We start from the raw sequence: 23,117 nt of genomic DNA, 5'->3' as shown, positions 1-23,117 counted from the left end.
ATAAGGTAAAAACTGTGAATTCTGCATCACGTCCGGATCATCATACTGAAAACGGTTTTGAGAACCGCTATCCCTTGCCCGAAGGCAAACGATCATTTTTCAGGTTTTTGCGGCGCCGGCTTTTTGGCAATGAAACCTGGCCCAAGGCCAAACACCAAACCGGCAAAACCCCCATCACGCCCCCGGACCTTGATGCCATTCACACCCCTGACCCGGAAATAGCGCAAGTCACCTGGATTGGCCACGCCACCGTGCTGCTGCAATATCAGGGCATCAATATTCTAACCGATCCGGTTTTTTCTGACCGGGCGTCGCCTTTTAAAAATTTCGGCCCCAAACGCTATTCCCCGCCGGGCCTTACAATTGATCAACTTCCAAAGATCGACATGATCTTGCTTTCGCATAATCATTACGATCATTGTGACCTTGAATCATTACGCCAGATAGGCGATGACCCAACCTATATCGTGCCGCTTAAAAATGCCGCCCTGCTTAAAGAGGCCGGGATTGAAAGCTGCCTTGAAATGGATTGGGACCAATATGCTGAAGTTAACGGCGTTAAAATTGTTCATACCCCGTCCTATCACTGGTCCAGCCGCAAAATCAGCGACCGCAAGGAAATGCTGTGGGGCGGATACGCCCTGACCTTTGCCAATGGCTTCAAGTTTTACTTTGTCGGTGATAGCGGCTGGAACGAAAAACTGTTTACCGAACTGGGCGAGCAATATGGCCCGTTTGACCTTGGCCTTATTCCGATTGGCGCCTATGAACCACGCGATTTCATGAAGGCCGCCCACGTAAATCCCGAAGAAGCCGTTTTGATCAAACAGGTGATGGGCGTAAAGCAGGCGATTGCCATCCATTGGGGGACATTTGTTCTAACATCCGAACCGGTTGATGAACCGCCTGCCCGCCTGCATAGCGCCATGGAACAGGCTGGCGAAGACCCGAACCATTTTATCGCTCTGCCCATTGGTGGCACCCACCACCATATTCATCCACCGCAGGAAGGCTGAGGCTTCCGGCCGCCACATGCCAACAGCGATGGTTATGTGGTGGCCCTTTGACTGTTTAACGCGACGCGTTGTATCCGGAACCGTGGCACTTCACAGAAAGATATCTCAGCAACATCGTGCCAAAGCAAAACGCATTACCTGCGCCTCGGTGCAACAATCCCCAATGATCCAGAATGCCGCGTAGAAACCTCAAGATACGCCAATGACATCCAGCTCATTTCCGCGCCTATTCCATATGATGGAGCGCCACCAGATCAACTGCATTGATTGATTTCATGCGTTGTTCCCCCGGCGAATGCTGCTTGAACCCGCACCGGATATGCGAAACGATGGGTTTTAAATAGCGTCGGCATCAGAATATGGCATAATTATTCAACCATCATACCGGCTTTAAAATATTGGGGGATATAAGGCATGAGCATGACCGTGTTTCTGGCCGTGATTGGGGCCGCATTGATGCATGCCATCTGGAATGCCCTGATCAAGGGTGGCCGGGACAAGATGCTGAATATGACCGCCGTGATTTTTGGTCATTTGCCGTTATTGCTGGTGCTGCTGCCCTTTACCAGCTTGCCCGCCCCGGAAAGCTGGCCGTATCTGGCAGGGTCTGTTGCCCTGCATCTGGGGTATCAGTGGTTTTTGATCACGTCCTATCAATGGGGTGATTTAAGCCAAGTTTACCCGATAGCCCGTGGTTCCGCGCCATTGATTGTGGCAACCATTTCCGTTCTGTTTTTGGGTGTGGTGTTGGCCCCGGTTGAAAGCATCGCCATTTTGCTGATCGGGTGTGGCATTATCAGCCTTTGCCTGGTGCGCAAGGCCGATGGGTTACGTAATGGGCGTGCAGCAGTCCTGGCGCTGATTACCGGCTGTTTTATCAGCGCCTATTCGCTAACGGATGGCACCGGCGCACGGCTGGCGGGCAATGTGCTGGATTATTATGCCTGGCACACCATTGGCAATATCATGGTGTTTGGTCTTTATGCGCATATGCGCCGTCCCCTGATCCTGCGGGATATTGCACGCGGCGGAAAACTGGCGTTTTTCGTTGGGGGCAGCGCATCCTTTATCGCCTATTGCACGGTGATGTGGGCCTTTACCAATGCGCCCATTGCCCTTGTTGTTGCCCTTCGCGAAACCAGCATTGTTTTTGCCCTTTTGATCGGCGTTGTTGTGCTGGGCGAAAAACTGAACCTGATCAAGCTGGCATCCACAATGATGACAGTGTGTGGTGCGATTTTGCTACGGTTTTCACATCGCTAAGCCAAGCCGCAAGCGCGATCAGACGATAACCAACCGCCCCCTGCGCCACATAGGGGAATAGGTGATTTACACCGGGAAAGACGGGAATGCAGCGCAATCCCGTATCCATGCCTTACAAAACGCTATATGGACGGCGCTTTTCACCGGTTTCAAACCGCGATAAACGAAAAGCATCGAGGTTGATCGACGGCTGGCCCGTTGTGATCCATTCCGACAGGACCTTGCCGACAATAGGCCCCATGGCAAAGCCATGCCCGGAAAAGCCGGTGGCAACAAAGAAACCTTTGGGGTTTTCAAGCTGGTCAATCACCGGCACGGCATCGGGTGTGGCATCGATATCGCCCGCCCATTGATCAACAATTTCGGGCGTTTCGATGTGCGGAAAAAGCCGTTTTAACGCAGCCATCGCATTGCGAATACGTTTGGGGTTGGGCAATGCCGTTGTCTGGCGGCGCCCCATCAGGGGTTTATCCGCCGCAGGCGACCCCGGCAAATGATCGGCCAGATCATCGATAAAGCGGATACCCAGATAGAAATTGAAGCTGCGCCAGTTATCCTTGTAGGCTGGCCAGAAATCGGCCGCGTATTTGAAACGCGACAGAGTCAGGTCAATATCGCTGTTAATATCATCAGCCAGATTTAACGACCCGTCGGCACGCTGGCGAAAACCAAGACCATCGACCACCGCAGATACCGCCGAAATTGGCGCAACCGGGCGTGTCCGGATAACAGTGCTGCGCGTTGTTTGCTGCGGCAAACGCCGACCGAAACGGGCCACAAATTTATGGGTCATCGCCCCGGCAGCGCAAATAACGATACGGGTTTTAATAAAACCCCGTTCGCTGATCACGCCACTTACTGCGCCGCCCTCGGTTTCAATGCCAAGGGCACCGCAACCCTGCAAAATGACAGCGCCAAGTTCATGTGCCTTAAGGGCCAAGGCCGGTGCGGCCTTTTTGGGTTCGGCCTGACCGTCATTGGCAGTAAAAATGCCGCCAACACCGGGCGAAGTCAGCCCGGGCATAAGGTTTACCACTTCGGCCCGGCCCAGTTTTTGGGAACCGATATCATAAGGTTTGGCATCATGCAGCCAGCGTTCATAGGATGCCATTTCAGCATCATTTTGCGCGACATACATCACCCCGCCCTGCCGCCATTCCAGATCTGCGCCAAGTTCGCGTTCCAGTTTGGGCCAGATGGAAATGCAGGCCTTCATCAACGGCAATTCGACAGGGTCACGGCCCTGCTGGCGCACAAAGCCCCATGCCCGCCCCGACTGATGTGACGCCACCGTATCCTTTTCCAGCAGGACAACCGACATACCCGCCTTTTGCAGGTAATACGCGCTGGCTGCCCCCTGAATACCACCCCCGATAATGACGACATCGGCCTGTGATGGAACGTTTTGTGTCTGCATTTGCGATATATCCCCGAAAGCCGGACAGGTGGCTATTTTTTGTGGTTCCCCAAAATGATAGGGCGCATTAGGGTAAGGGCAATTAAGCACGGCCACCATGTTCAGGGAAACCAAAAAATGCCCGACAAAACCAATAACCAGCACGCCGCCACCCTTGCTGCGCAGGCGCTGGGATGGGTTGATGAAACCACACGTTCGGTCACCCCGCCGCTTTATCCATCAACCACATATGAACGCAATACCGACCTTAGCTACCATGATGGTCGCTGCTATACCCGTGCGGACAACCCGACCTATGACCAGGCATGTGCTGTTTTAAACGCGCTTGAAGGCGGGGCGGATACCCGCCTGTTTGCATCGGGCATGGCGGCTGCTGTTTGCGTTTTGCAGGCATTGCAGCCCGGTGACCATGTGGTAGCCCCCAAGGTGATGTATTGGGCATTGCGCGGTTACATGCAGGATGTGGGCGTGCGTGCCGGCCTGACATTTGATTTTGTCGATAATGGCGATAGCGACGCCTGGCGCAGCCACATGAAACCGGGCAAAACCCGCCTTGTATGGCTGGAAACCCCGGCAAACCCGGACTGGCAGGTTACCGATATTGCCGCCGTTGCCAAGGCCGCCCATGAAATTGGCGCCGTGGTTGCCGTTGATAACACTGTGGCAACACCGCTTTTGACCCGACCGATCGAATTTGGGGCCGATATTGTTATGCATTCGGCGACAAAGTATTTGAACGGGCATAGCGATGTACTGGCAGGCACCCTGACCTGTGCGAAAAAGGATGCCTTCTGGGAACAGGTTTGCAAGCAGCATAAAGGCGGCGGTGCCGTTTTGGGCGTGTTTGAAACCTGGCTGTTGCTGCGCGGCATGCGTACCGTTGCGATCCGGGTGGAGCGGGCATCGGAAAATGCCATGGCCATTGCCCGGCATTTTGAAAATCACCCGGAAATCGAACAGGTGCAATATCCCGGCCTTGAAAGCCATATCGGCCACGACATTGCCAAAAAGCAGATGCAGGGTGGCTTTGGCGGCATGCTGTCGCTCCGGGTTAAAGGCGGAACAGAACGGGCAATTGCCTTTCACAATGCCTGCAAACTGTTTAAACGGGCAACGTCACTGGGTGGTGTTGAAAGCCTGATTGAACATCGCGCATCTGTTGAAGGCCCGACAAGCCCGGTCCCCGGCGACCTGTTGCGCGTGTCGGTCGGCATTGAAAACATCGATGATCTGATCGCCGATATTGAAACGGCCCTTGGCCATACGAAATAACGGTATCCAGCCCTTTTATTGCGAACAACACCGAACGGGAACATGCCAACAATTCACAACAAACCACAGGCCGGAAAAACCGGCTGGCCGTTTTTTGTTTATCTGCTGATTGTTCTTTGCATCGGTGTTGTCAGCCCATCCCGGGCGGCAAATTCGTTTCTGGGCCCGATGTCACCGGCACCGGGCCTGATATACGATGTTGCCAAGGGTGACTATGTGCGCCTCGAAACCCTGCAATCGGCAGCGGCCGGGGCAAAATACATTTTGCTGGGCGAAACCCACGACAACCTGATCCATCATCAGCGCCAGGCCGAACTTGTGGATGTGCTGTCGGGCGACGGGCTGAAACGGGCCGTTGTCTGGGAAATGATCAATCGGGACCAGCAGGCCGCCCTGGATGCCGCCTGGAATGACAGGAAAATCGAGATCGAAGATATCGGCGCCCAACTGAACTGGGAAGATAGCGGCTGGCCGTCCTGGCATGATTATTCGCCGATCGCCGACGCCGCGCGCAAAAACCAGTTGCCCATGGCGGCAGGCAACCTGCCCGATGCGCTGATATCGCCATTGATGACCAAGGGTAATTCGGCCCTGCCCGTCAGCCTTGCCAAAAAGCTGGCCCTGCCTGCCCTGCCGGATGATACCAAAGCCCTGTTTGACCAGGAAATTGTTGATGCCCATTGCGGCATGCTGGCCCCGGAACAGGCCCCGCCCTTTAGCACCATTCAGTTTGCCCGCGATGCATCGCTTGCGCGTGCAATGTTTGATGCCACCCACCAGAAAGGCATCAAAGGCGCATTTCTGATTGCCGGTGCCATGCATGTGCGCGCCAATGTTGCCGTGCCCTGGCATTTGAAACGGTTTGACCCCAAGGGAACCAGCATTGTCATCGCCATGATCGAGGCCCCCAATCCCGGTGATGCCAACATCATGCCGGACGAATTGCTCAATGGCTTTGGCCCCGGCCACAGTGTTGATTTCATCTGGTTCACATCGGACCTGGACCGTTCCGACCCGTGTGATGGCGTTGAAATGCCCCATGTCCAATCCGCCGATGCGCAAAAAACACCTGCCGGTGATACTGACAGCAGCAATACAGGCGAAAACGCCGATGATACCGCGAATAGTGATGCCGATGCAGATGCCAGCGCCGATAAACCCGATACGGCAACGCAAGATGCAGCGACGAATGCCAACAGCAATGACAATGGCAGCGCAAAAGCAAAGGGCAGCCCCGACACAGCCGTTGAAAGCCCGGCAAAGGCCACTAATAGCGGCCAGATCATAGACCCGGAGCCATCAAATAACCCGATGCGACGCATTATGCCGATCCCGCCAGCACGCCCCAAGGAATAGGGCCGGATCAGCAGGTGGTCGTTTGACCGTGCCCGTTAAAGCGCTTTGCCATTATTTCAGGCGGCGGGGGCGCCAATCGGTGGTGGCAACGGGTTTGCCCTTATGCGAGCGCATAACACGGGGGCGCACCACTTCCTCGGCTTCGGGCGTAGTGGCGGATTTGCGCACGGCAGCGTAAAATGTGACCATATCCTCAAACGATATCAGGGTTCCCGGACCAGCGCGCCACGCCTCCTGGTAAGGGCTATGATTGCGGATTGATGCATTCAAATGATCAACCGAATGATGACCAAACTGGCGCCATACGCTTTCGATAAAGTGGCGGGTTTTGTCGTTTATTGATTTCAGTCGCACATCCGGGCGGGTTTCTTCCATCAGGACATATAGATTGGGTTCAATCGGCCCGGCTTCCTCGGCAATGAACAGGGCGGGCATCAGCATCGCGCCATGATAGGACGCGCCAAAATATCCCTGCGCCAGATAAAGCAGGCGATGAAGTTTTTGCGGTTGCAGATATTCATTATCATTGAGGGCATGATCAATCAGCCGAAAGGCAACATCATATACCGAATAAAGAACCGGTTTCTGTTTCATACCTGCCCTGTAAACCCGCATTCAAACCCTGGATGAAACTGGCCATGCCAGTGCGCGCATGATAGCCACAGGCCCCTTTAACAACAAGGGGCATCAAGACAAACCACCATGCCGGAATGCCCGAATGTCACGGTGGCAAGGCTGGTTGAAATGTCAGATATCAGATCTGGAAATCAAGATGCTGGCCGCGCGCAGGCATGCCGCCATGGGTCACGACATTGACCATCGCATAAATCGATTGTGGCGAACGGCGCGCACCCAAATCCAGCGGCCCTTCAAAATCCAGCATTTCATCAAACCGCACGGCATTGGCATCAAGCGTTGTCGTGCCATCCCATTTCCCGGCGGCGGCCTTTTGCAGGCGGGCCTTGCTGGCACGTTCCTGGGGGTTCTGGTCCTGCTGGCTGCCACCATGCGGGGTGCTGTGACCGTTCTTTTCCTCGATAAAGGCATTGAACAATGTGCCGTCGGTATCGGGTTGATAACCGAACTGTTCATTGGGCTGTTCGATACCATCGCTGCGGGTAACCGTGGCAATGCCGCGCGCACCAGCCGGGGCCAACCGCGCAACATGCATGGCGGCATTGGTGACCTGTGCTGGGGGCAGTTGCGGAATCATGACCTTCACCCTGGGAAAACGACGAATGACCTAATAATCATTCAACGTCATTATAGCCCAAAATTAAGGGAAAATCACCAAATTCCGCCGATTCTGACCAACCAGCCCGTCAGCACCAGCCGCCGCGATGACAAAGCGCGATCATTCGCCTTCAAATTCGACCATATTGAAAACCGGCACACCGGCATTACGAATGCGATCAGCCCCGCCCAGATCGGGCAGATCAATGATGAAAGCGCACGATACCGGCACACCACCAGCTTTTTTCACAAGTTCGATGGCCGCAAGGGCCGTGCCGCCCGTTGCGATCAAATCATCAAGGATCAGAACGCGCTGTCCCGGTTTGATGGCATCGACATGCATTTCAATGATGTCCGATCCATATTCCAGGTCATATTCAACCGATACGGTTTCGGCAGGCAATTTGCCCTTCTTGCGAACCGGAACAAAGCCAACGCCCAGCGCCAGTGCGACCGCCGGGCCAATGATGAAACCACGCGCCTCGATCCCGGCGATAACATCGATTTTCTGGTCCTGGAATTCGCCAGCCAGCGTGTCGATCACTTCGCGCAACCCTTCGGCATCGCCAAACAGGGTCGTGATATCCCGGAACATGATGCCCTTTTTCGGGTAATCGGGAATATTGCGAATTAGCGATTTAATCGACATGACAGGTCTGGCCTCCGGCCCGAAAAGAAAACAACAAAGCCGCCCCCGATGATCCCGGAGGGCGGCTTAAAATCGGGCAGCTTGGCAAAAATTGCAATGCTGCATTCGTTGAATTTATCAGCAGCCCTGTCAGGCAGCGTGATGGAAATCCATTTTACGCCCGCCAACAATGGCCTGCCCGGTGACGCCACCATGGGCAGCCGGGGTGAAATCGTCGGCCAGTTTACGGCTGATTTCGGCACGGGTGCCGCGCGGCATGCCAATATCGGCTGCGCGTCGATTGCCCCATACCGCCCGGTATAAACGGTAATCATGGTCATTGATCTGACCGAAAACCTTTTCGACTTCCATCAGGGTCTGAACATAGCTTTTGTTCATGGTCGCCATCCTGTTACTCGTTTTCCCGGATATGCCCGGCAAAGCGCCAGACATGGCCGTGCGCTTGTTGTGTACTCGGTGGTACATCGCATCGACCCACGCGATATAGGCCGGGAAATACGGTTTCTCAACTGCAGGACGGTGACATGTTGGCGAACATTTTATGACGTTCGCCGTAATTATCCCGGAAACATCCCGGCGAGTGCCTGAAAACCCACGATAAACGCCGGTTTTGTACATGCCACAATGTCACAGTAACGAAATGGTGAGGGATGAAAAAAAGTGCCCGCCCCGCTTGCAGGCCCCCTGATTTTGATGCGGATCGCACCAGCATTAGGCTTGAAGCTGATGCAGGCATGATCAATGGGGCAAGTCCCCCCTACCCCAGAATGTCCTGTTCAGTGCCGGGGTGATAAAAGCCCTGCAGGCCTTAATGAATATTGTTGGTCGGATCCGAAACCTCGGCGGCCTGCTGGTCCATCTGTTTTTGCAGGGCTTCGGCATATTCACCGTAAATGCGCCCTTCAAGGGAAAGCTCAAGAAAGCGGATATAATCCTGCTCGTTGCCGATTTTGTTGCGCGCAACCCGGATCACATCAAAGGGTGATTCCGCATCCAAGCCATATTGGCGGATCAACACCAGCATTTCAGCAGTGATTTCTTCAAGCTTCTGCTGCGCCTGTGCAAAGGTAATATTCATCAACACCCCCAACCATCTTTGTCTGTTACATTGTCTGTATCATTGCCTGCATCCGTTCTGGTGCAGTTTTGTCCCTTGCCCAAGGTATGCCTGCCCTGTGCGGCAATTTCAACCATCGGGCCGACATCATCCATCACTTTAACGGCACCAGGCACGGGCATGGCGCCCTGCCCGCCTGTGCAGGTTTTGCCCGCTCCGGCCCGCAAATGCTGTGCATAAACATGCCAGACCGTACAAAACAGATACAAAAATGCGCCCGAAAGCCCGCAAAAGCCGATCAAATTTGGAATATTTCTGAATGTCGTTTTCGACTTGAGGCATATCAATGTTTCCCCGCCCCAAAAGGGGGATTGGTTAATGTGTTAATTCAAGTTTTGCACAAAGGAAGCCCCGGCATTCCGATGTGTGGTGTTCCGGTTTTGGCGGGTTCGAGGGGAATTCATGGCGCTTTTATCCAGTTGGAAACGGATGGGTATTCGTAAACGGTTCATGCTGGCATCGGCCTTTGGTGTGACGGCAACGATGGTGGTCGCCCTGATCCTGATTGCCATGACCGAACGCCACGCCATGGATGCCAAGCTGCGCCAGCTAAGCGATAACGAACTGACATCCCTTCATGCCCTGATCGTTAATGTCATGGCCGCACGGATCGAGGATTCCGAGGATATCGGCATTCGCGTTTTCAATAACTGGTTTGACAGCCGCAACAAGGATTATCCCGGCGAACTGTGGTCCGTCTGGGCCCCCAAGACGCTGGCCTATATGCAGGAAAACGAGGATAAGGCCCCGAAACTACCGCGCGACGCCATTGATGAAGAAGCAATCCAGACCGGGAAACTGGTGGGCCGTTATACCGATGAAGGCACCTATCGCATGTCGATGCCCATTGTACTGGGTGTAACAGCCGGGGCAGACAAGGAAGTTTGCTTTACCTGCCATGGCGGCCTGATGGGCGAAGAAAAAGGCGATGTGATTGCTGTTTTGTCCTCCAGCCTGTCGGTCGCACCCGAAGAAGAAAAAACCAACACCATTTTGCTGGGCATCATTATTGGCGGCATTATCGTTGCCATTCTGACGGTATTTGGCATTCGCGCCCTGCTTTCAAACATTGTGACCAATCCGTTATCGCGGCTTGGCGGTGTGATGCGCGAGCTGGCCGATGGCCGCACCGATCTGGAAATTGAAAGCACCCAGCGCCATGACGAAATTGGTGCCATGGCCCGTTCGGTTGAAGTTTTCAAAACCAACGCCATCGCCAAAGAACGCATGGAAAAAGAACAAAAAGCCGCCCAACAGCAGCGTGAACAGCGCATGATCCGCCTTGAGGCGCTGATTGGCGACTTTGAAAATATCATCGCATCGATTGTATCGTCGGTCTCAACGTCGGCCGACAAGATGCAACAAACGGCCCGCCAGCTTGTCGGTGCCGCCGACCAGGCCAGCAAAAACGCAACAACCGTTGCCGCTGCCTCGGAAGAAGCAACAACCAATGTGCAAACCGTATCCGAAGCGGCAGATCATTTATCAAATTCGATCACCCAGATTGGCGATAAAGCCCATCAATCAACCGAAATTACCGCCGAAGCCGCACAGGAAGCCGATGTTTCCAGCCGCACGGTTGCCGGCCTTTCCGAAGCCGCAGGTAAGATTGGTGAAATTGTCAGCCTGATCAGCGATATTGCCGGTCAGACCAACCTTCTGGCATTGAACGCCACCATCGAGGCTGCCCGTGCTGGTGAAGCTGGCAAGGGGTTTGCCGTGGTTGCCGCCGAGGTGAAAAACCTTGCCAACCAGACCGCCCGCGCAACCGACGAAATTTCCGAACAGATCAACGCGATCCAGAATGAAACCGGTAAAACGGTGAAATCGATCCAGGATATTTCCGAAGTTATCCTGCGGATTACCGATATTACCGGCACCATTTCGGATGCGGTGCGCGAACAGGCCGATGCGACCAACGAAATTGCCCGCAATGTGGAACAGGCCGCCATCGGCACCCAGGAAGTTACCCGTAATATCGAACGGGTCAGCCATACCGTTGGTGAAACCGACAAATCGGCACATTCGGTTTTGCAGGTCGCCGAAGAACTTGGTGAATTGTCGCAAAACCTGCGGACCGAAGTTGATCGCTTCCTTGATGGTATTCGCAGCGCCTGACGCGCAAAAAACCCGACGCACGGCCAGACCAGCACATGGTGGTGATTGATCGGGGTTTTGAAAAATCGTGGCACCCTGCATTCAAAATGGAATGCAGGGTTCTTTTTTATGGGGTTCACAAACCGCTTTATGCGTTTTATCAGCCTGGGGAAGTGGTTTTCCCCAGCCATTTACGCAATTTTTGCGAATTTTGGCCCTAGATGGAAACGTTAGGGTAGCATTTTGGGAAACATTTATGGCCTGACGTGGCTCTTTGCTTAACAGCGATGCAAACGCAGTCTATGATAATTCCAGAAGTGCGCTGCCATTGGCAGGTCCGCAATTGGGGGCGGAAGTCAGGAAGATTTCTGTTTGAGGGAACGTGAAAAGCGATGTCGCTGACAACGATTTTGGGGATTTTGGCCGGTATCGGCCTGTTTGTTACGTCGATCTATATTTCGACTGACAACTATGTCGTGTTTCTAAGCCTATCAAGCGTCTTGATGGTGCTGGGTGGAACATTTGCAGCAACCTTCATCGCCTATGAGACAAGGTATGTCTGGCAGGCGATAAAACTGATTTTCAAAATTTTACGCGCCCCGCGTATGGGCCGCGGACAATTGACCGGCGAAGTGGGCCGTGTTGTCAAATGGGGCTACCTGATGCAGAAAAAGGGCATTAACGCCCTTGAACAGGAAGTCACCCGCCTTGACAAGGAAGAACCGTTTCTGGCCTGGGCAATGGAAATTGTCATTACCGGCTATAACGGTGATGACGTTGCCGACATGCTTTTTAACGCCATTGACAGTTCCTATAACCGCAATCTGGTGCCGGTCGATATCCTGCGCAGCATGGCAGGTGCGGCACCCGCATTCGGGATGATCGGGACGCTGGTTGGCCTTGTTATCATGCTTGATAAAATGGGTGATGACCCGACATCCCTGGGGGCGGGCCTTGCCATCGCGCTGATCACAACGCTTTATGGCATCGTCGCGGCGCGGTTTTTCTTTATTCCCGCCGCCAGCAAAATCCAGCAGCGCGAAGAGATCATGAAATTTCGCAATTCGCTGATTGCGGAAGGCCTGATCATGCTTGCAGATCGCAAGGGACCGCGCGCCATTCAGGACCGGATGAATTCATTTCTGGACCCTGCAATCCATTTCAACATGGACAAAGCCCCCGAATAAGGTGGTTTGGTTCCCTATTGAATATAGGAAATGCTTATGACCCGGCGTCGCAGATCCCCGCTTCTGGAAAAGAAGAAACAGGAAGAAATCAGCGAAGACTGGCTTGCCACATATGCCGATGCCATCACCCTTTTGATGGCGTTCTTCATCATGCTTGTCAGCTTTTCCAAAATTGAACTGCCGGTCTTTGAAAAAATCCAGGCCGGCATTGCCCAGAACCTTGGCAAACGCAGCGTTGTGCGTCCCACCGAAATTCTTGAAACCGACCTGAAAGACGTTGTTTTCAACCTCGCACTCGATAAATCCGTCCATGTCACAACGGATGACGAAGGCATTATGCTGGAGCTAGCCAGCGGGTCGTTTTTCCAGTCCGGCTCTGCCGATCTGACCCGCGATGCCGTGCTGTTTTTAAAAGATGTCGGCGACCTTTTAAAACAGCCGCGTTATATGGGCTTCCAGATCGAGGTGAAGGGGCACACCGACGATACGCCAATTAACACCCCCCGCTTCCCGTCCAACTGGGAACTGGCGGCCGGGCGCGCAATTGCCGTGGTGCGGTTCTTTGGCGCGTTAAATGTCGACCCGCAATCAGACCGCATGCGCGCCATTTCATACGGCGATACCATGCCCAAACTTCCAAACGAGGATGACCAGGGCAATCCCATTCCCGAAAACCGGGAAGCCAACCGACGTGTGGAAGTGCGGATATTCCCGAAATTTTCGCGCTGATTAGACGCACCACAAATACACCTACCAGATCAAACCGGGCCACTAACATTGGTCCGGTTTTTCTTTGCCCCGCCTGCCCCATGGTTGACCAGCCCCCTTGCCTTTCACGGCAAAGCGCCGCAAGCTGGATGCCTGTGCCATTCGATGAACCGCCCGGCGATACGTTTATAACGCGGTTCAGTTTTCGCGTTATCGGACCATGCTGAAAGGGATTTTGCCATGCCGTTAAACAGGGTCATTATTTACGCAAAAGACATGGCAAAAACGGCGGCCTTTTACGAACGGCATTTCAATTTTACGGCCCGGCAATTTCCCGAAGACCGCATCGTTGAACTGGTTTCAGGGGACGGTGGGGCCAACATTATGCTGCACCCTGCCGCCAAGGGGCAGAAGCAGGGACAATCGATTATCAAACTTGTATTCGATGTCGAGGATGTTGGCGCATTTTGTCGCCAGGCTGCGGAAAACGGGTTGGAATTTGGCACCATTCATCAGGCGGATGGTTACCAGTTTGCCAATGCAAAAGACCCGTGCCTGAACAATATTTCCGTTTCCAGCCGCGCCTTTCGCCCGGCAGGTGATAGCCAGTAATTCAGCCCCGAAGATCAGGCCTGAACGCGCACAACGCCCCGCGTGGGAATTACGGATAATCAGTTGGTTTTTTTGCCGGTAATTGTGACAACCATTTCATCGCGGGCAGCAAAAACCGACGACCATTCGGCACGGGCCTGTTTTTCGATATCGGCCATGATTTTATCGTCATGGTCGGGATCATGATGGAACAGGGCCAACTGGCCTACATTTGCCATCTGACACAGGCGCACACCTTCGCGCCAGGTTGAATGGCCCCAGCCGATGCGCTTTTCAAATTCTTCATCGGTGTAGGTGGCATCATAAATTACCAGATCCGCCCCCTCGATCAGATCAAGGATGGATTGATCGGACTGGCCGGGTTTGTGTTCGGTATCGGTTACATAACAGACCGACGCCCCGGCATATTCCACCCGATAAGCCACCGCCCCATTGGGATGACGCAGCGGTGCCGTACGGATTGTGATATCCTGTGCCGGATGCAGGGTAATGCCGGTATCAAAATCACAAAAGCTAAGGCGTGAACGCATGGCAGAAAGCGGCACGGGAAAAGTCGGGTTTGCCATTTGCGCGGAAAAGACCTTTTCCACACCACCCTGTCCGGTCAAATGACCGGCGAAAACCTCGAAACTATTGGCGGGATCATAGGCTGGCACAAAAAATGGAAAACCGTTGATATGGTCCCAATGGGTGTGGGTCAAAAAGATGGATGCACTGGTAACACCGCGGCGCACCAGATCACGCCCCAAATTGCGAATGCCCGTGCCCGCATCAAAGATCAGTACATTGTCGCCCACCCGCATTTCGACACAACTGGTGTTGCCACCATAAACAACATGTTCCGGTGACGGGCAGGCAATGCTGCCCCGCACACCCCAGAATTTGACCGTTATGGTCATATTGTGCGTTTCCCGTTCTTGTTGGCGACCAGATCTGATGCCAGCCGCATTTTGTTAATCCTGATCCCGGCATCTTACCCCATACCGGGTCTTGTTCATTTTATTAAGTGGCACCAGTCCAGTTTACTTTACTGCCAACGCCCAGCCCCGGAAGTTGATCGGCCCGTCCACCATTGACCGCAATTTCTACCAGCCCGAACGAATTTTCATACCAGAAGGCATGACCGGCCGGCACATCGGAAAAGGTACGCGCCCGCCCGATTTCCAGATCACCCACCGTTAATACCGGTGCCGTTGCCAAAACCATATTGGCACGCAGCCCCGTCATTGCATTACCGTAGCCATCAATATAAATGACTTCGGCCAGATCATCGGGCCAGTTTCGGGCATCGGCAAAACGGGCATCCACCGCCAATTCATGACGGGCAAAATCCGTATTTGCAGCCAGCATTCCCGCGACCGGTCCAAAAATGTCGCGACCATGAAAACTGGCCGAAGCCCCCTCTGGTTCCCAATCAATTTGCCAAAGCCGCACATTTTGGGCCCGGCGGATTACCATTTCAAACAGCCCGTTATCCGGGCCAACAAAAAATGCGCCATCACATTGCGCTACAACCGCACGGCGTGCACTGCCAACACCGGGGTCAACAACACACAGGCCAATATCCCCTACCCCGAATTCGCGCCGCAACGATGCCAGCAAATAGGCCGATCGCATCGGGTCGCGGTCAGGTGCATCCAGCATCAGATTCACAATACCGGCATTTTTCCCGGCATGGCGCATAACTGCCGCCTGCATTGCCCCGCTATAGGGGCCGGTAAAATGAAAATCACTAAATATCAGAATCATCATAGTAACCTGTTTGCGTGCCAGTTTGATCCTGAATATGGCGCTGGCATATGACAAACATCACAACGGCGGCAAAAGTAATTACGATTACCCCTACCGCCGGTTGGCGCCCCAAAACGGGGAAATTATTTCACATCACAATATTGACCCCGGCGTTTCAGATCCGAACAGATCTGATTGGCCTTTGCCGGGTCAAGGCCATCGGCCAGCAGGCGATAAAACGTTCCCTTGCCCGGCACCGAAACCCGGCGAATTTCATGATCCAGCCCGGCCAGTTCATTGGCAAAACGGCTGCCAAGGATCAACCAGCCCCGTTCGGCCTGGGTCTGGTTACGGTAAGACGCCAAATGGATTTCAGCCCCACCCGATTTTACAGACCGCGCTGCCGGGGCGGATGCCACCTTGTTAACTGCACGACTGGGCGCATCGGCCCCCGTTGCCACACGGCGGACGGGCTGGCCTTCCTGTGACACCATGCTGGCATTGGCCGGTTCGATAATCGATGCCTCGATCGCGTTGCGTTCTTTGGTGAATTCGGTCGGTGTAATCAGCTTTTCTTTTTGCAAATCCTCGATCCGGGCGATTTTACGCGCGGCATCCATCAGACCCTGGGGCGCTGGTGCGGGGGTTGCGCGTTCACGCGGTTCGGCAGGCAGCAAACCATCAAGGATGGCAGTGCGTTCATTTACATGGTCCTGCACCGTAATCGCGCCCATTTGCAGCGATTTGTTAAGCTGTTCCAGCCGGTCCTGAATTTCGCGCCCGTCTGGTGGTTCCCGGTCAAGATAGGCCGCCGGAGCCGGTGACGTCATAGGCAGCAACGCGCCCAGATTGGCCGCACGGCGAGCGGAATATTCTTCGGGTGTGATCAAGCCTGCCGTTTGCAGATTGCGCAAAATGCCAAACCGTTTGGCAATATTGGCATCCCCGGCCGATGTGCTGGCCGGTACGGCCTGCGATGAAACACCATCATCAAGGGGGGCTGCCATCATTGCACTTGATGTCATTGGCATTGCCGCCATACGCGGGCCATCGGCGCCAACACCGACAACACCGGGCAAACCCTGTTCAAGACGATCAAGGTTATATTGTGCGGCATCGCGCAGGGGATGAAGCTGCGATGCGGTTGGCCCGGCCATGACAACCGTGCCCGGTGGGTTGGCGGCAATAACCGCGCTATAATCCTGGCGGGCCTTATCGGGACGGCCGGTATTTTGATAAACAATGCCGCGCCATAACAGGGCATAGCCATTCAGGGGATTACGCTGGATCGCGGCATCAAGGAACTTTTCAGCGGCCGGATAATTTCCGGAAACGACCTCGGACAGGCCAAGGGCGGTGTCGTCCTTGCCAGCAAAGGATGTTGCCTGATTCCAGAATTCCTGGTCGCCGATTGGCGCACAGGCCGCGGCCAGCGAAACCAGCCCCGCCACCATCAGCACACGCAGCCCACGACTTGCAGGAGTCACGGTTTTATTCAATACCGCGTTCATCGCGCCATCCCCATCTATCGATTTGAAGAACAAGGGACCACTTCCCCGTGCCCCTGTCAAGTTCGCCAAACCGCTTCAATCCGTGTCCCTAATATGATCAATCTGATCGATGACCTTGCAATAATTCGTTAAAATCGCTTGGTTAACCTGTCGAGTATGCGGTATGGCTTGCATTTGCCAGAAAAATGAAAACATACGCAAAAGTACAGATCTTAATCTCCCCTTCAGGGAGAGTAGCTTAACATAACAAGCAGGGATTGAAGCTGCGTACCAATTTGTCGGGGAATTGCGCTTGATCGAACCGCAACAATATGGACAACAGGCATTGCAGGAACACCTGCTGCTTGATTATGTGCAAAGGCTTGAAACCCGGAAATTCGGGCATCGAGCGGTGCATATCCATTTGTCGCGTCTCAAGGCTTTTCACCGCCGCGATTATCATATTCGCGTGGCAACCAATACCTTTGAAAGCTATGTGAAGCTGTTCGTTGGCCGCATTTTCGTGCTGAGCAACGATGACCTGCTGTTTATCTGGAAAGACAAATCCATCGCCGATGTCGAGCCGGGTGTTGAAACCCTGCGCTATCTGTTTCGCGATGACCCAGTGGCACAGGATGAAAGCGAAGAAACCGGCTTTTGCACATGGTACAATCTGAACACGGAGTTCCAGGAATTCCTGCTTCTGTGCCAGTATCTTAGCGAGTCCGCACAAAAACAGCAGCGCCGCGATCTGGCCTCGGACCAGAAAGCGCCCCTGCTGCCAATCAATGCCGACAACCTTGCCCAGCTCGAAGAAACCATTCACACGGCGGATCTTTCCGCCCATATCCGCCAGCAGCCGGTATGCGTGCTGTCAAAAACCAATGGTGGCGAACTTCATCCGGTTTTTGACGAATTTTTTGTTTCTATCGCCGAGCTGCGCGATGCGGTGATGCCCAATATCGATCTGGCATCGAACAAATGGCTGTTTCAGCACATGACCGAAGTGCTGGACAAACGCATGCTGAACTATTTGTGCAAACGCACATTTAAAACCCATGCGTCGTCCTTTTCGATCAATCTGAACCTTGCCACCCTGACCACCCGCGAATTTGAGCGCTTTGACGAGATTGTAAGACGCGGCTGGCCGGGAAATGTGATTTTGGAATTCAACCAGGTTGACCTGTTTTCAAACCTGGAAACCTATTTGCGCCTGCGTGACGAATTTCACGAACGCGGTTATCGTATCCTGATCGACAACCTGACGGTAGAATCGCTTTCATTTGTGGATCGCAACAGCCTGAAAGCCGACTTCATCAAGGTCGCCTGGCGCGAAGAAATGACCGATAATGTCATTCGCAAAAAATACAGCGAGATGGATACGCTGGTACAGCAGTCTGGCCGCGAACGCGTGATCCTGTGCCGCTGCGATACACCAACCGCCATCCGTTTTGGGCAATCGCTGGGCATTACCCTGTTTCAGGGCCGCTATATCGACAATATGATCGCACGCACCCGCCGGGCCAAAGCAGGTGCCAAGCAGGCACAAAAGCCCACTAAAGCGGCACCACCGCGCAAGCCAGTGTAAACATCACCTTTCGACACGGTTCATTTCCGACAGCACAAACCTGCCTGAAGACCCCCCCGATAGCTGCCGCGCAAAGTAGGCTAAACGGGCGGCCTTACAGTCAAAGCGGATGCTTGCCATCACGCCTCTCCTCACCCTAGCGCCGCACTGGTTGCCAGTGCGCCCATCTCCCCTGACAAATCCTGTCAGGGGCGCATTGCGTGATGCCAAAACTTCTTTGCAGAATGCGAACAAAAGAAGTACAAAAACAGGATGATTTACGCGATTTGTCCCAGTTGCCTGCACAAATGGCGACCGCAAGTATTGGCGGCGGGCGGCATGCCATGCCTGCATTGCGGACATAAACGCACAATCGCCCATGCCGAATTGCCGGAACTTGAAATCGGCCATCTTGACTGCGATGCCTTTTATGCCTCGATCGAGAAACGCGACCGCCCTGACCTGGCAAACCAGCCCGTCATCATTGGTGGTGGCAAGCGCGGGGTGGTTTCGACCTGCTGTTATATTGCCCGCAAATTTGGTGTGCGGTCGGCCATGCCAGCCTTCAAAGCGCGTGAATTATGCCCTGATGGCATTTTTCTGCCGCCCGATATGGCAAAATACCAGCGTGAAGGCATGCGTATTCGCGACATGATGCGCGCCCTGACACCGATTATCGAGCCGCTTTCCATAGACGAAGCCTTTATGGATTTGACCGATGCCTATGAACGCACGGGGAAAAGCCCGGCTGAAAATCTGGTTGCCCTGCAACAGCAGATTCACAGGGACGTTGGCATCACTGTGTCGATTGGCCTGTCCTATAACAAATTTCTGGCAAAAATTGCCTCCGACCTGAACAAGCCTTTTGGTTTTTCCCTGATCGGGCAGGCAGAGGCGGTTGAATTCCTGTCGGAAAAACCGGTGCGCATGATGTGGGGGGTTGGCCCCGCGATGGAGCGCAAACTGCACCAGGATGGCATTATAACCATCGGCCAGCTTCAACAGCTCGACATTCACCAATTGCAGGGTCGTTACGGCAGCATTGGCAAACGGTTTTTCCATTTTTCACGCGGGCAGGATAATCGCCAGGTGGAAACTTCGTCCGAACGCAAAAGCCTGTCCTCGGAAACCACCTTTAGCGACGATCTGGCCGATATCGCATCGCTTGGCGACATTTTAACCCGCCTGGTGGGCCGGGTTGCCCATGATCTGGAGCGCAAACGTATTTCGGGCCACACGGTCGTGCTGAAATTAAAAACGGCGGATTTCAAAACCCGTACCCGCAATATGCGCCTCGCCTATCCCACCCTGAAACAGGATGTGATTTTGCAAAGCGCCATGACCCTTTTGCAGCGCGAAATTGATGGCACCAAATTCCGCCTGCTCGGCGTTGGTGTTTCCGACCTGTTTGACGCCGATGATGCCGACCCTGACGACCTTTTTGCCAGTGCCCTGCCCGCCAATGTAGACAGCCTGCCAAACAGCGCGCAGGAGGCCCCTGATGATAACGGCCCGCATGCACGGGCAAACGCCCCCAAGGGCAGTACAGAGCGCTTAGAAGGCCTGGCAGAGGATCCTTCGCCTCATGCCGACGCCCCGGCCTATATGGCTACACAGCAGACCGGCAAGGAAGGTGTGGCAACTGGCCCCATGAGTGATCAAGTTGCGCAGCGCACACACAGCTTACCACGCAATGATTTATTGCCGCGCCCAACACTGGACCAAATACGTGAAAGCCTGACCCGCCCCTATCGTAAGCAGGGCAAACAGCCACGCCAGCACAAATTCATCTTTTGAAAGTCAGCCTGCTGGCGAAATGTAAAATTTCGCGAAAAAAATCGAGCCGGACAAAAAGGAATCGAATCGCTGCGGTGATTCGCGAATCCGGCCATGAAGAATCCAGTCTAAGGCATTGAATGAAATATTGAAAAATGGCCCAAAAACAAAAAATCACCTGACCCGGTTGGGAAAGGTGATTGGGCATTTCCAATAAAGGAAATGGCGTCCCCTAGGGGATTCGAACCCCTGTTGCCGCCGTGAAAGGGCAGTGTCCTAGGCCTCTAGACGAAGGGGACGCAGATCGCAAAGCGAACTTATGTAATGCTTACTGGTGGCGTCCCCTAGGGGATTCGAACCCCTGTTGCCGCCGTGAAAGGGCAGTGTCCTAGGCCTCTAGACGAAGGGGACACGGTCACCAATAAAGCACTTTGTCGTTAACGGGTGGCGTCCCCTAGGGGATTCGAACCCCTGTTGCCGCCGTGAAAGGGCAGTGTCCTAGGCCTCTAGACGAAGGGGACGCGGTGCGTTAACGAGGCCGGTTTTTAGCGATTGGACCGGGTAAGGTCAAGCGGGTTTTTTGCCCTTATGACGTTTTTTTTAATCCCTTCGCATTTTTAGCCGTTTTTCGCCGCTTTCCGTGCCCTGCCCCCGATCATAAATGCCAGCCCGGCAATACCAAGACCGATACCAAGGAAAGCAAACATCCATTGATAGCCCGCCATCGCGGCATCGGCCGGGTATTGACCAATGATGATTCCGGCCAACCCCTGGAGCACAAAAAGCCCGCCAAAGGTGGCAAGGTTCACCGTTGTCAGCGCCCGCCCCACCAGATGCGGCGGCACGGCAGCGCGGCTTGCAGCGTAGTTAAGCGTGGCACAACTGCCCAAAAAGCCATGCGCCATCATTAAAACGGCCGCCAGCCACACATGACCTGCCCCAAACAGCGCCTGACAGATCAGCAATGCAGTTGAAATGAAAACCGAAAACAGAATAAGCGGCCGCGCCCGCCCGCCCATGATACGCGACACATGCCCGTAACAGGGTGGCCCCGCGATCATGCCAATGGTCATGCCCAGCAGGATATTGCCAACCTCAACCGGGGAAAGATGAAACACATCATGCAAATATGGCCCGCCCCACAGGCCCCGGACCGTCAGGATCGTCGGATAGGCAAAAAAGCCCACCGCCACCAGCAACCACATCTGGCGGTTTTTCCAAACTTCCATAATGCCTTGCAAGACTTCACGCATGCTTTCGCCCCGGCGGGGCTGTTTGCGGCGCATATGAGGCGGTTCATCGCGCACCATGACAAAGGTCAGCACAACAGCCAGCAAACTAAGCCCGGCAAGCCAGAAATAAACCCCGCGCCAGCCCTGATATTCGATCAGGGCAGCAAGGGGCGTTGCCGAGGCCAGAACCCCCAGCAGGCTAAGGGCGACAATAACGCCCGATGTGGCAGCAAATTTTTCAGGGGCAACCCAGCGCGATGCACAAACCAGTGTGGCCATAAAGGCCGCCGCACAGCCCATGCCGATAATCCCCTGCCCGATCATAAGCCCCGTCACCGTATGTGCCCGGGCAAAAACAATAACGCCCAGCACGGTAACGATCATCATGATGCCGTTGGTTTTACGCGGACCGTAACGGTCCAGCATCACCCCGACGGGAATTTGCATCAGGGCAAAGGCAAAATGGAAACTGCCCGAAATAAGGCCAAGCTGTTCGGGGGTGACGCCAAGTTCCCCCCGAAGGGAATCAGCCAGCAGCGCCTGTGCAGAGCGGTAAAACTGGCTGAGTGAAAAGGACATCAATAGCGGCACAAGAACCAGGACAAACGCAAGTTTGCCCTGGCCCCGTTCATCGCGTGTCGATGTCACATCTGTCTGATTTTTTTCTGTCATCCTACCGGAATAGGACGATCAGACGCTGCCCGCAAGCCTGCCTGCCAGATACGCCGGTGTATCACCGTTATACGTTTTGTTTTGCAGGTAGGTCAGGAACTTGTCACGGAACCCATCAATCACCGAATTGATCACGCTATCGCGTGCGACCAGGGTTTCGGCCCAGGCGCGAATTTTGGGATAACCCGGCAGGTAATCTTCGCCCAGGGCTTCTTCAACAATCAGCAGGCGGGTAAAAATTGGTGCCCAGGCGGCGTCGATCAGTGAAAAGGTTTCGCCGTTAAAAAACGGTCCTTCGATTTGGTCTTCCACCAGCTTGAAACCTTTGATCAGGGCTTCACGGTGCGAATTATATTCTTCTTCCGTTTGCGACATCATCATCCGGAAGGAATTCATCAACTGGTTACCACCTACTTCAATCCAGGCGCGGTTCTTTGCCTTTTTCAGCGGGTCCGCAGGATGCAGCGACGGCGGATTGGTTTCATCAAGATATTCATTGATCACCGCGCTTTCAAAAAGGACTTCGCCCTTTTCGCGCAGGACCGGGACCTTGCCCAGCGGCGAAATTGCCAAAAACCAGTCCGGCTTGTTGGCCAGATCAATATAGGTCAGGTCAAATTCAACGTTCTTTTCAAGAAGCGTGATCACCGAACGCTGCACAAAAGGGCAGAGATCAAAGCTGATCAGTTCGGGTTTGCTGGCTGCTGTCATCGGGTTTTCCT

The 23,117-nt window shown here is 54.1% G+C and carries 22 protein-coding genes and 3 tRNA genes; 11 read left to right on the top strand and 14 right to left on the bottom strand.

What is annotated here, in order from left to right; translation table 11 throughout:
- The first annotated feature begins 14 nt into the window (after positions 1-14).
- Together CSC3H3_RS07840 and CSC3H3_RS07835 are read left to right on the top strand one after the other, a co-directional pair.
- Positions 15-1,016, top strand: a complete 1,002-nt coding sequence (locus tag CSC3H3_RS07840; protein ID WP_101284494.1) for an MBL fold metallo-hydrolase — start codon at positions 15-17, stop codon at positions 1,014-1,016.
- A 414-nt stretch (positions 1,017-1,430) separates the two neighbouring features.
- Complete coding sequence (locus tag CSC3H3_RS07835) at positions 1,431-2,279, top strand: EamA family transporter (protein WP_101284493.1); 849 nt, start codon at positions 1,431-1,433, stop codon at positions 2,277-2,279.
- A 112-nt stretch (positions 2,280-2,391) separates the two neighbouring features.
- Here CSC3H3_RS07835 and CSC3H3_RS07830 read toward each other — a convergent pair whose 3' ends face one another.
- Complete coding sequence (locus CSC3H3_RS07830; RefSeq protein WP_101284492.1) at positions 2,392-3,696, bottom strand: NAD(P)/FAD-dependent oxidoreductase; 1,305 nt, start codon at positions 3,694-3,696, stop codon at positions 2,392-2,394.
- Between the two features lie 117 nt (positions 3,697-3,813).
- Here CSC3H3_RS07830 and CSC3H3_RS07825 point away from each other — a divergent pair, with 117 nt between their 5' ends.
- On the top strand, positions 3,814-4,968 hold the full coding sequence (locus tag CSC3H3_RS07825; protein ID WP_101284491.1) for a trans-sulfuration enzyme family protein: 1,155 nt from the start codon (positions 3,814-3,816) through the stop codon (positions 4,966-4,968).
- A 42-nt stretch (positions 4,969-5,010) separates the two neighbouring features.
- On the top strand, positions 5,011-6,324 hold the full coding sequence (locus CSC3H3_RS07820; protein ID WP_101284490.1) for a ChaN family lipoprotein: 1,314 nt from the start codon (positions 5,011-5,013) through the stop codon (positions 6,322-6,324).
- A gap of 51 nt (positions 6,325-6,375) precedes the next feature.
- Here the strand turns inward: CSC3H3_RS07820 and CSC3H3_RS07815 are convergent, their stop codons facing one another.
- The 5 genes from CSC3H3_RS07815 to CSC3H3_RS07795 all read right to left on the bottom strand — a co-directional run bounded on the left by CSC3H3_RS07815 (position 6,376) and on the right by CSC3H3_RS07795 (position 9,284).
- Positions 6,376-6,918, bottom strand: a complete 543-nt coding sequence (locus tag CSC3H3_RS07815) for a Panacea domain-containing protein (protein ID WP_101284489.1) — start codon at positions 6,916-6,918, stop codon at positions 6,376-6,378.
- Positions 6,919-7,078: 160 nt separating this feature from the next.
- A complete protein-coding gene (locus tag CSC3H3_RS07810; protein ID WP_101284488.1) occupies positions 7,079-7,537 on the bottom strand; it encodes a hypothetical protein in 459 nt (152 codons plus the stop codon).
- Positions 7,538-7,678: 141 nt separating this feature from the next.
- Positions 7,679-8,206 (bottom strand): adenine phosphoribosyltransferase, encoded by a 528-nt coding sequence (locus CSC3H3_RS07805; protein ID WP_101284487.1) that lies wholly within the window; start codon positions 8,204-8,206, stop codon positions 7,679-7,681.
- 129 nt (positions 8,207-8,335) lie between these two features.
- Complete coding sequence (locus CSC3H3_RS07800) at positions 8,336-8,584, bottom strand: hypothetical protein (protein ID WP_101271106.1); 249 nt, start codon at positions 8,582-8,584, stop codon at positions 8,336-8,338.
- A gap of 430 nt (positions 8,585-9,014) precedes the next feature.
- A complete protein-coding gene (locus tag CSC3H3_RS07795; protein WP_101284486.1) occupies positions 9,015-9,284 on the bottom strand; it encodes a hypothetical protein in 270 nt (89 codons plus the stop codon).
- 68 nt (positions 9,285-9,352) lie between these two features.
- Here CSC3H3_RS07795 and CSC3H3_RS24770 point away from each other — a divergent pair, with 68 nt between their 5' ends.
- The 5 genes from CSC3H3_RS24770 to CSC3H3_RS07770 all read left to right on the top strand — a co-directional run bounded on the left by CSC3H3_RS24770 (position 9,353) and on the right by CSC3H3_RS07770 (position 13,927).
- Entirely contained in the window at positions 9,353-9,766 is a 414-nt protein-coding gene (locus CSC3H3_RS24770) for a hypothetical protein (RefSeq protein ID WP_172963405.1), read from the top strand.
- Positions 9,726-11,441: a methyl-accepting chemotaxis protein gene (locus CSC3H3_RS07785; protein WP_245881328.1), complete on the top strand. Its 1,716-nt coding sequence runs from the start codon at positions 9,726-9,728 to the stop codon at positions 11,439-11,441. Before CSC3H3_RS24770 ends, CSC3H3_RS07785 begins: the two co-directional genes overlap by 41 nt.
- A gap of 371 nt (positions 11,442-11,812) precedes the next feature.
- Positions 11,813-12,607 (top strand): motility protein A, encoded by a 795-nt coding sequence (locus CSC3H3_RS07780; RefSeq protein ID WP_101271113.1) that lies wholly within the window; start codon positions 11,813-11,815, stop codon positions 12,605-12,607.
- Positions 12,608-12,643: 36 nt separating this feature from the next.
- Complete coding sequence (locus CSC3H3_RS07775; protein WP_101271115.1) at positions 12,644-13,336, top strand: OmpA/MotB family protein; 693 nt, start codon at positions 12,644-12,646, stop codon at positions 13,334-13,336.
- A 219-nt stretch (positions 13,337-13,555) separates the two neighbouring features.
- Positions 13,556-13,927, top strand: coding sequence for a VOC family protein (locus CSC3H3_RS07770; RefSeq protein WP_101284484.1), 372 nt, complete (start codon positions 13,556-13,558; stop codon positions 13,925-13,927).
- Positions 13,928-13,986: 59 nt separating this feature from the next.
- Here the strand turns inward: CSC3H3_RS07770 and CSC3H3_RS07765 are convergent, their stop codons facing one another.
- From CSC3H3_RS07765 to CSC3H3_RS07755, 3 genes are all read right to left on the bottom strand, one after another.
- Entirely contained in the window at positions 13,987-14,826 is an 840-nt protein-coding gene (locus tag CSC3H3_RS07765; protein WP_101284483.1) for an MBL fold metallo-hydrolase, read from the bottom strand.
- A gap of 103 nt (positions 14,827-14,929) precedes the next feature.
- Entirely contained in the window at positions 14,930-15,679 is a 750-nt protein-coding gene (locus tag CSC3H3_RS07760; protein WP_342751371.1) for an SAM hydrolase/SAM-dependent halogenase family protein, read from the bottom strand.
- A gap of 122 nt (positions 15,680-15,801) precedes the next feature.
- On the bottom strand, positions 15,802-17,169 hold the full coding sequence (locus tag CSC3H3_RS07755) for a tetratricopeptide repeat protein (protein WP_101284482.1): 1,368 nt from the start codon (positions 17,167-17,169) through the stop codon (positions 15,802-15,804).
- A gap of 292 nt (positions 17,170-17,461) precedes the next feature.
- Here CSC3H3_RS07755 and CSC3H3_RS07750 point away from each other — a divergent pair, with 292 nt between their 5' ends.
- A complete protein-coding gene (locus CSC3H3_RS07750; RefSeq protein ID WP_101286148.1) occupies positions 17,462-18,736 on the top strand; it encodes an EAL domain-containing protein in 1,275 nt (424 codons plus the stop codon).
- 252 nt (positions 18,737-18,988) lie between these two features.
- A complete protein-coding gene (locus CSC3H3_RS07745) occupies positions 18,989-20,512 on the top strand; it encodes a DNA polymerase IV (RefSeq protein WP_101284481.1) in 1,524 nt (507 codons plus the stop codon).
- 202 nt (positions 20,513-20,714) lie between these two features.
- Here the strand turns inward: CSC3H3_RS07745 and CSC3H3_RS07740 are convergent.
- The 5 genes from CSC3H3_RS07740 to CSC3H3_RS07720 form a co-directional block, all read right to left on the bottom strand.
- Positions 20,715-20,790 (bottom strand) — tRNA-Glu (locus tag CSC3H3_RS07740).
- A gap of 36 nt (positions 20,791-20,826) precedes the next feature.
- Positions 20,827-20,902, bottom strand: a tRNA-Glu gene (locus CSC3H3_RS07735).
- 34 nt (positions 20,903-20,936) lie between these two features.
- Positions 20,937-21,012, bottom strand: a tRNA-Glu gene (locus tag CSC3H3_RS07730).
- A 96-nt stretch (positions 21,013-21,108) separates the two neighbouring features.
- Positions 21,109-22,395 (bottom strand): MFS transporter, encoded by a 1,287-nt coding sequence (locus tag CSC3H3_RS07725; protein WP_101284480.1) that lies wholly within the window; start codon positions 22,393-22,395, stop codon positions 21,109-21,111.
- A gap of 18 nt (positions 22,396-22,413) precedes the next feature.
- Positions 22,414-23,106 (bottom strand): glutathione S-transferase family protein, encoded by a 693-nt coding sequence (locus CSC3H3_RS07720; RefSeq protein ID WP_101268064.1) that lies wholly within the window; start codon positions 23,104-23,106, stop codon positions 22,414-22,416.
- Between the last annotated feature and the right edge of the window lie 11 nt (positions 23,107-23,117).

The sequence above is a fragment of the Thalassospira marina genome, assembly GCF_002844375.1.
GTDB classification, from domain to species: Bacteria; Pseudomonadota; Alphaproteobacteria; order Rhodospirillales; family Thalassospiraceae; genus Thalassospira; species Thalassospira marina.
Note: the sequence above shows the minus strand (reverse complement) of the source record. Positions and strands in the feature narration are given on the sequence as shown.

Bases quoted from the DNA above. Each gene is read 5' to 3' on its own strand.
- CSC3H3_RS07835 (WP_101284493.1), top strand. From the start codon at position 1,431: ATGAGCATGACCGTGTTTCTGGCCGTGATTGGGGCCGCATTGATGCAT.
- CSC3H3_RS07830 (WP_101284492.1), bottom strand. From the start codon at position 3,696: ATGCAGACACAAAACGTTCCATCACAGGCCGATGTCGTCATTATCGGG.
- CSC3H3_RS07825 (WP_101284491.1), top strand. From the start codon at position 3,814: ATGCCCGACAAAACCAATAACCAGCACGCCGCCACCCTTGCTGCGCAG.
- CSC3H3_RS07820 (WP_101284490.1), top strand. From the start codon at position 5,011: ATGCCAACAATTCACAACAAACCACAGGCCGGAAAAACCGGCTGGCCG.
- CSC3H3_RS07815 (WP_101284489.1), bottom strand. From the start codon at position 6,918: ATGAAACAGAAACCGGTTCTTTATTCGGTATATGATGTTGCCTTTCGG.
- CSC3H3_RS07810 (WP_101284488.1), bottom strand. From the start codon at position 7,537: ATGATTCCGCAACTGCCCCCAGCACAGGTCACCAATGCCGCCATGCAT.
- CSC3H3_RS07805 (WP_101284487.1), bottom strand. From the start codon at position 8,206: ATGTCGATTAAATCGCTAATTCGCAATATTCCCGATTACCCGAAAAAG.
- CSC3H3_RS07800 (WP_101271106.1), bottom strand. From the start codon at position 8,584: ATGAACAAAAGCTATGTTCAGACCCTGATGGAAGTCGAAAAGGTTTTC.
- CSC3H3_RS07795 (WP_101284486.1), bottom strand. From the start codon at position 9,284: ATGAATATTACCTTTGCACAGGCGCAGCAGAAGCTTGAAGAAATCACT.
- CSC3H3_RS07785 (WP_245881328.1), top strand. From the start codon at position 9,726: ATGGCGCTTTTATCCAGTTGGAAACGGATGGGTATTCGTAAACGGTTC.
- CSC3H3_RS07780 (WP_101271113.1), top strand. From the start codon at position 11,813: ATGTCGCTGACAACGATTTTGGGGATTTTGGCCGGTATCGGCCTGTTT.
- CSC3H3_RS07775 (WP_101271115.1), top strand. From the start codon at position 12,644: ATGACCCGGCGTCGCAGATCCCCGCTTCTGGAAAAGAAGAAACAGGAA.
- CSC3H3_RS07770 (WP_101284484.1), top strand. From the start codon at position 13,556: ATGCCGTTAAACAGGGTCATTATTTACGCAAAAGACATGGCAAAAACG.
- CSC3H3_RS07765 (WP_101284483.1), bottom strand. From the start codon at position 14,826: ATGACCATAACGGTCAAATTCTGGGGTGTGCGGGGCAGCATTGCCTGC.
- CSC3H3_RS07760 (WP_342751371.1), bottom strand. From the start codon at position 15,679: ATGATGATTCTGATATTTAGTGATTTTCATTTTACCGGCCCCTATAGC.
- CSC3H3_RS07755 (WP_101284482.1), bottom strand. From the start codon at position 17,169: ATGAACGCGGTATTGAATAAAACCGTGACTCCTGCAAGTCGTGGGCTG.
- CSC3H3_RS07745 (WP_101284481.1), top strand. From the start codon at position 18,989: ATGATTTACGCGATTTGTCCCAGTTGCCTGCACAAATGGCGACCGCAA.
- CSC3H3_RS07725 (WP_101284480.1), bottom strand. From the start codon at position 22,395: ATGACAGAAAAAAATCAGACAGATGTGACATCGACACGCGATGAACGG.
- CSC3H3_RS07720 (WP_101268064.1), bottom strand. From the start codon at position 23,106: ATGACAGCAGCCAGCAAACCCGAACTGATCAGCTTTGATCTCTGCCCT.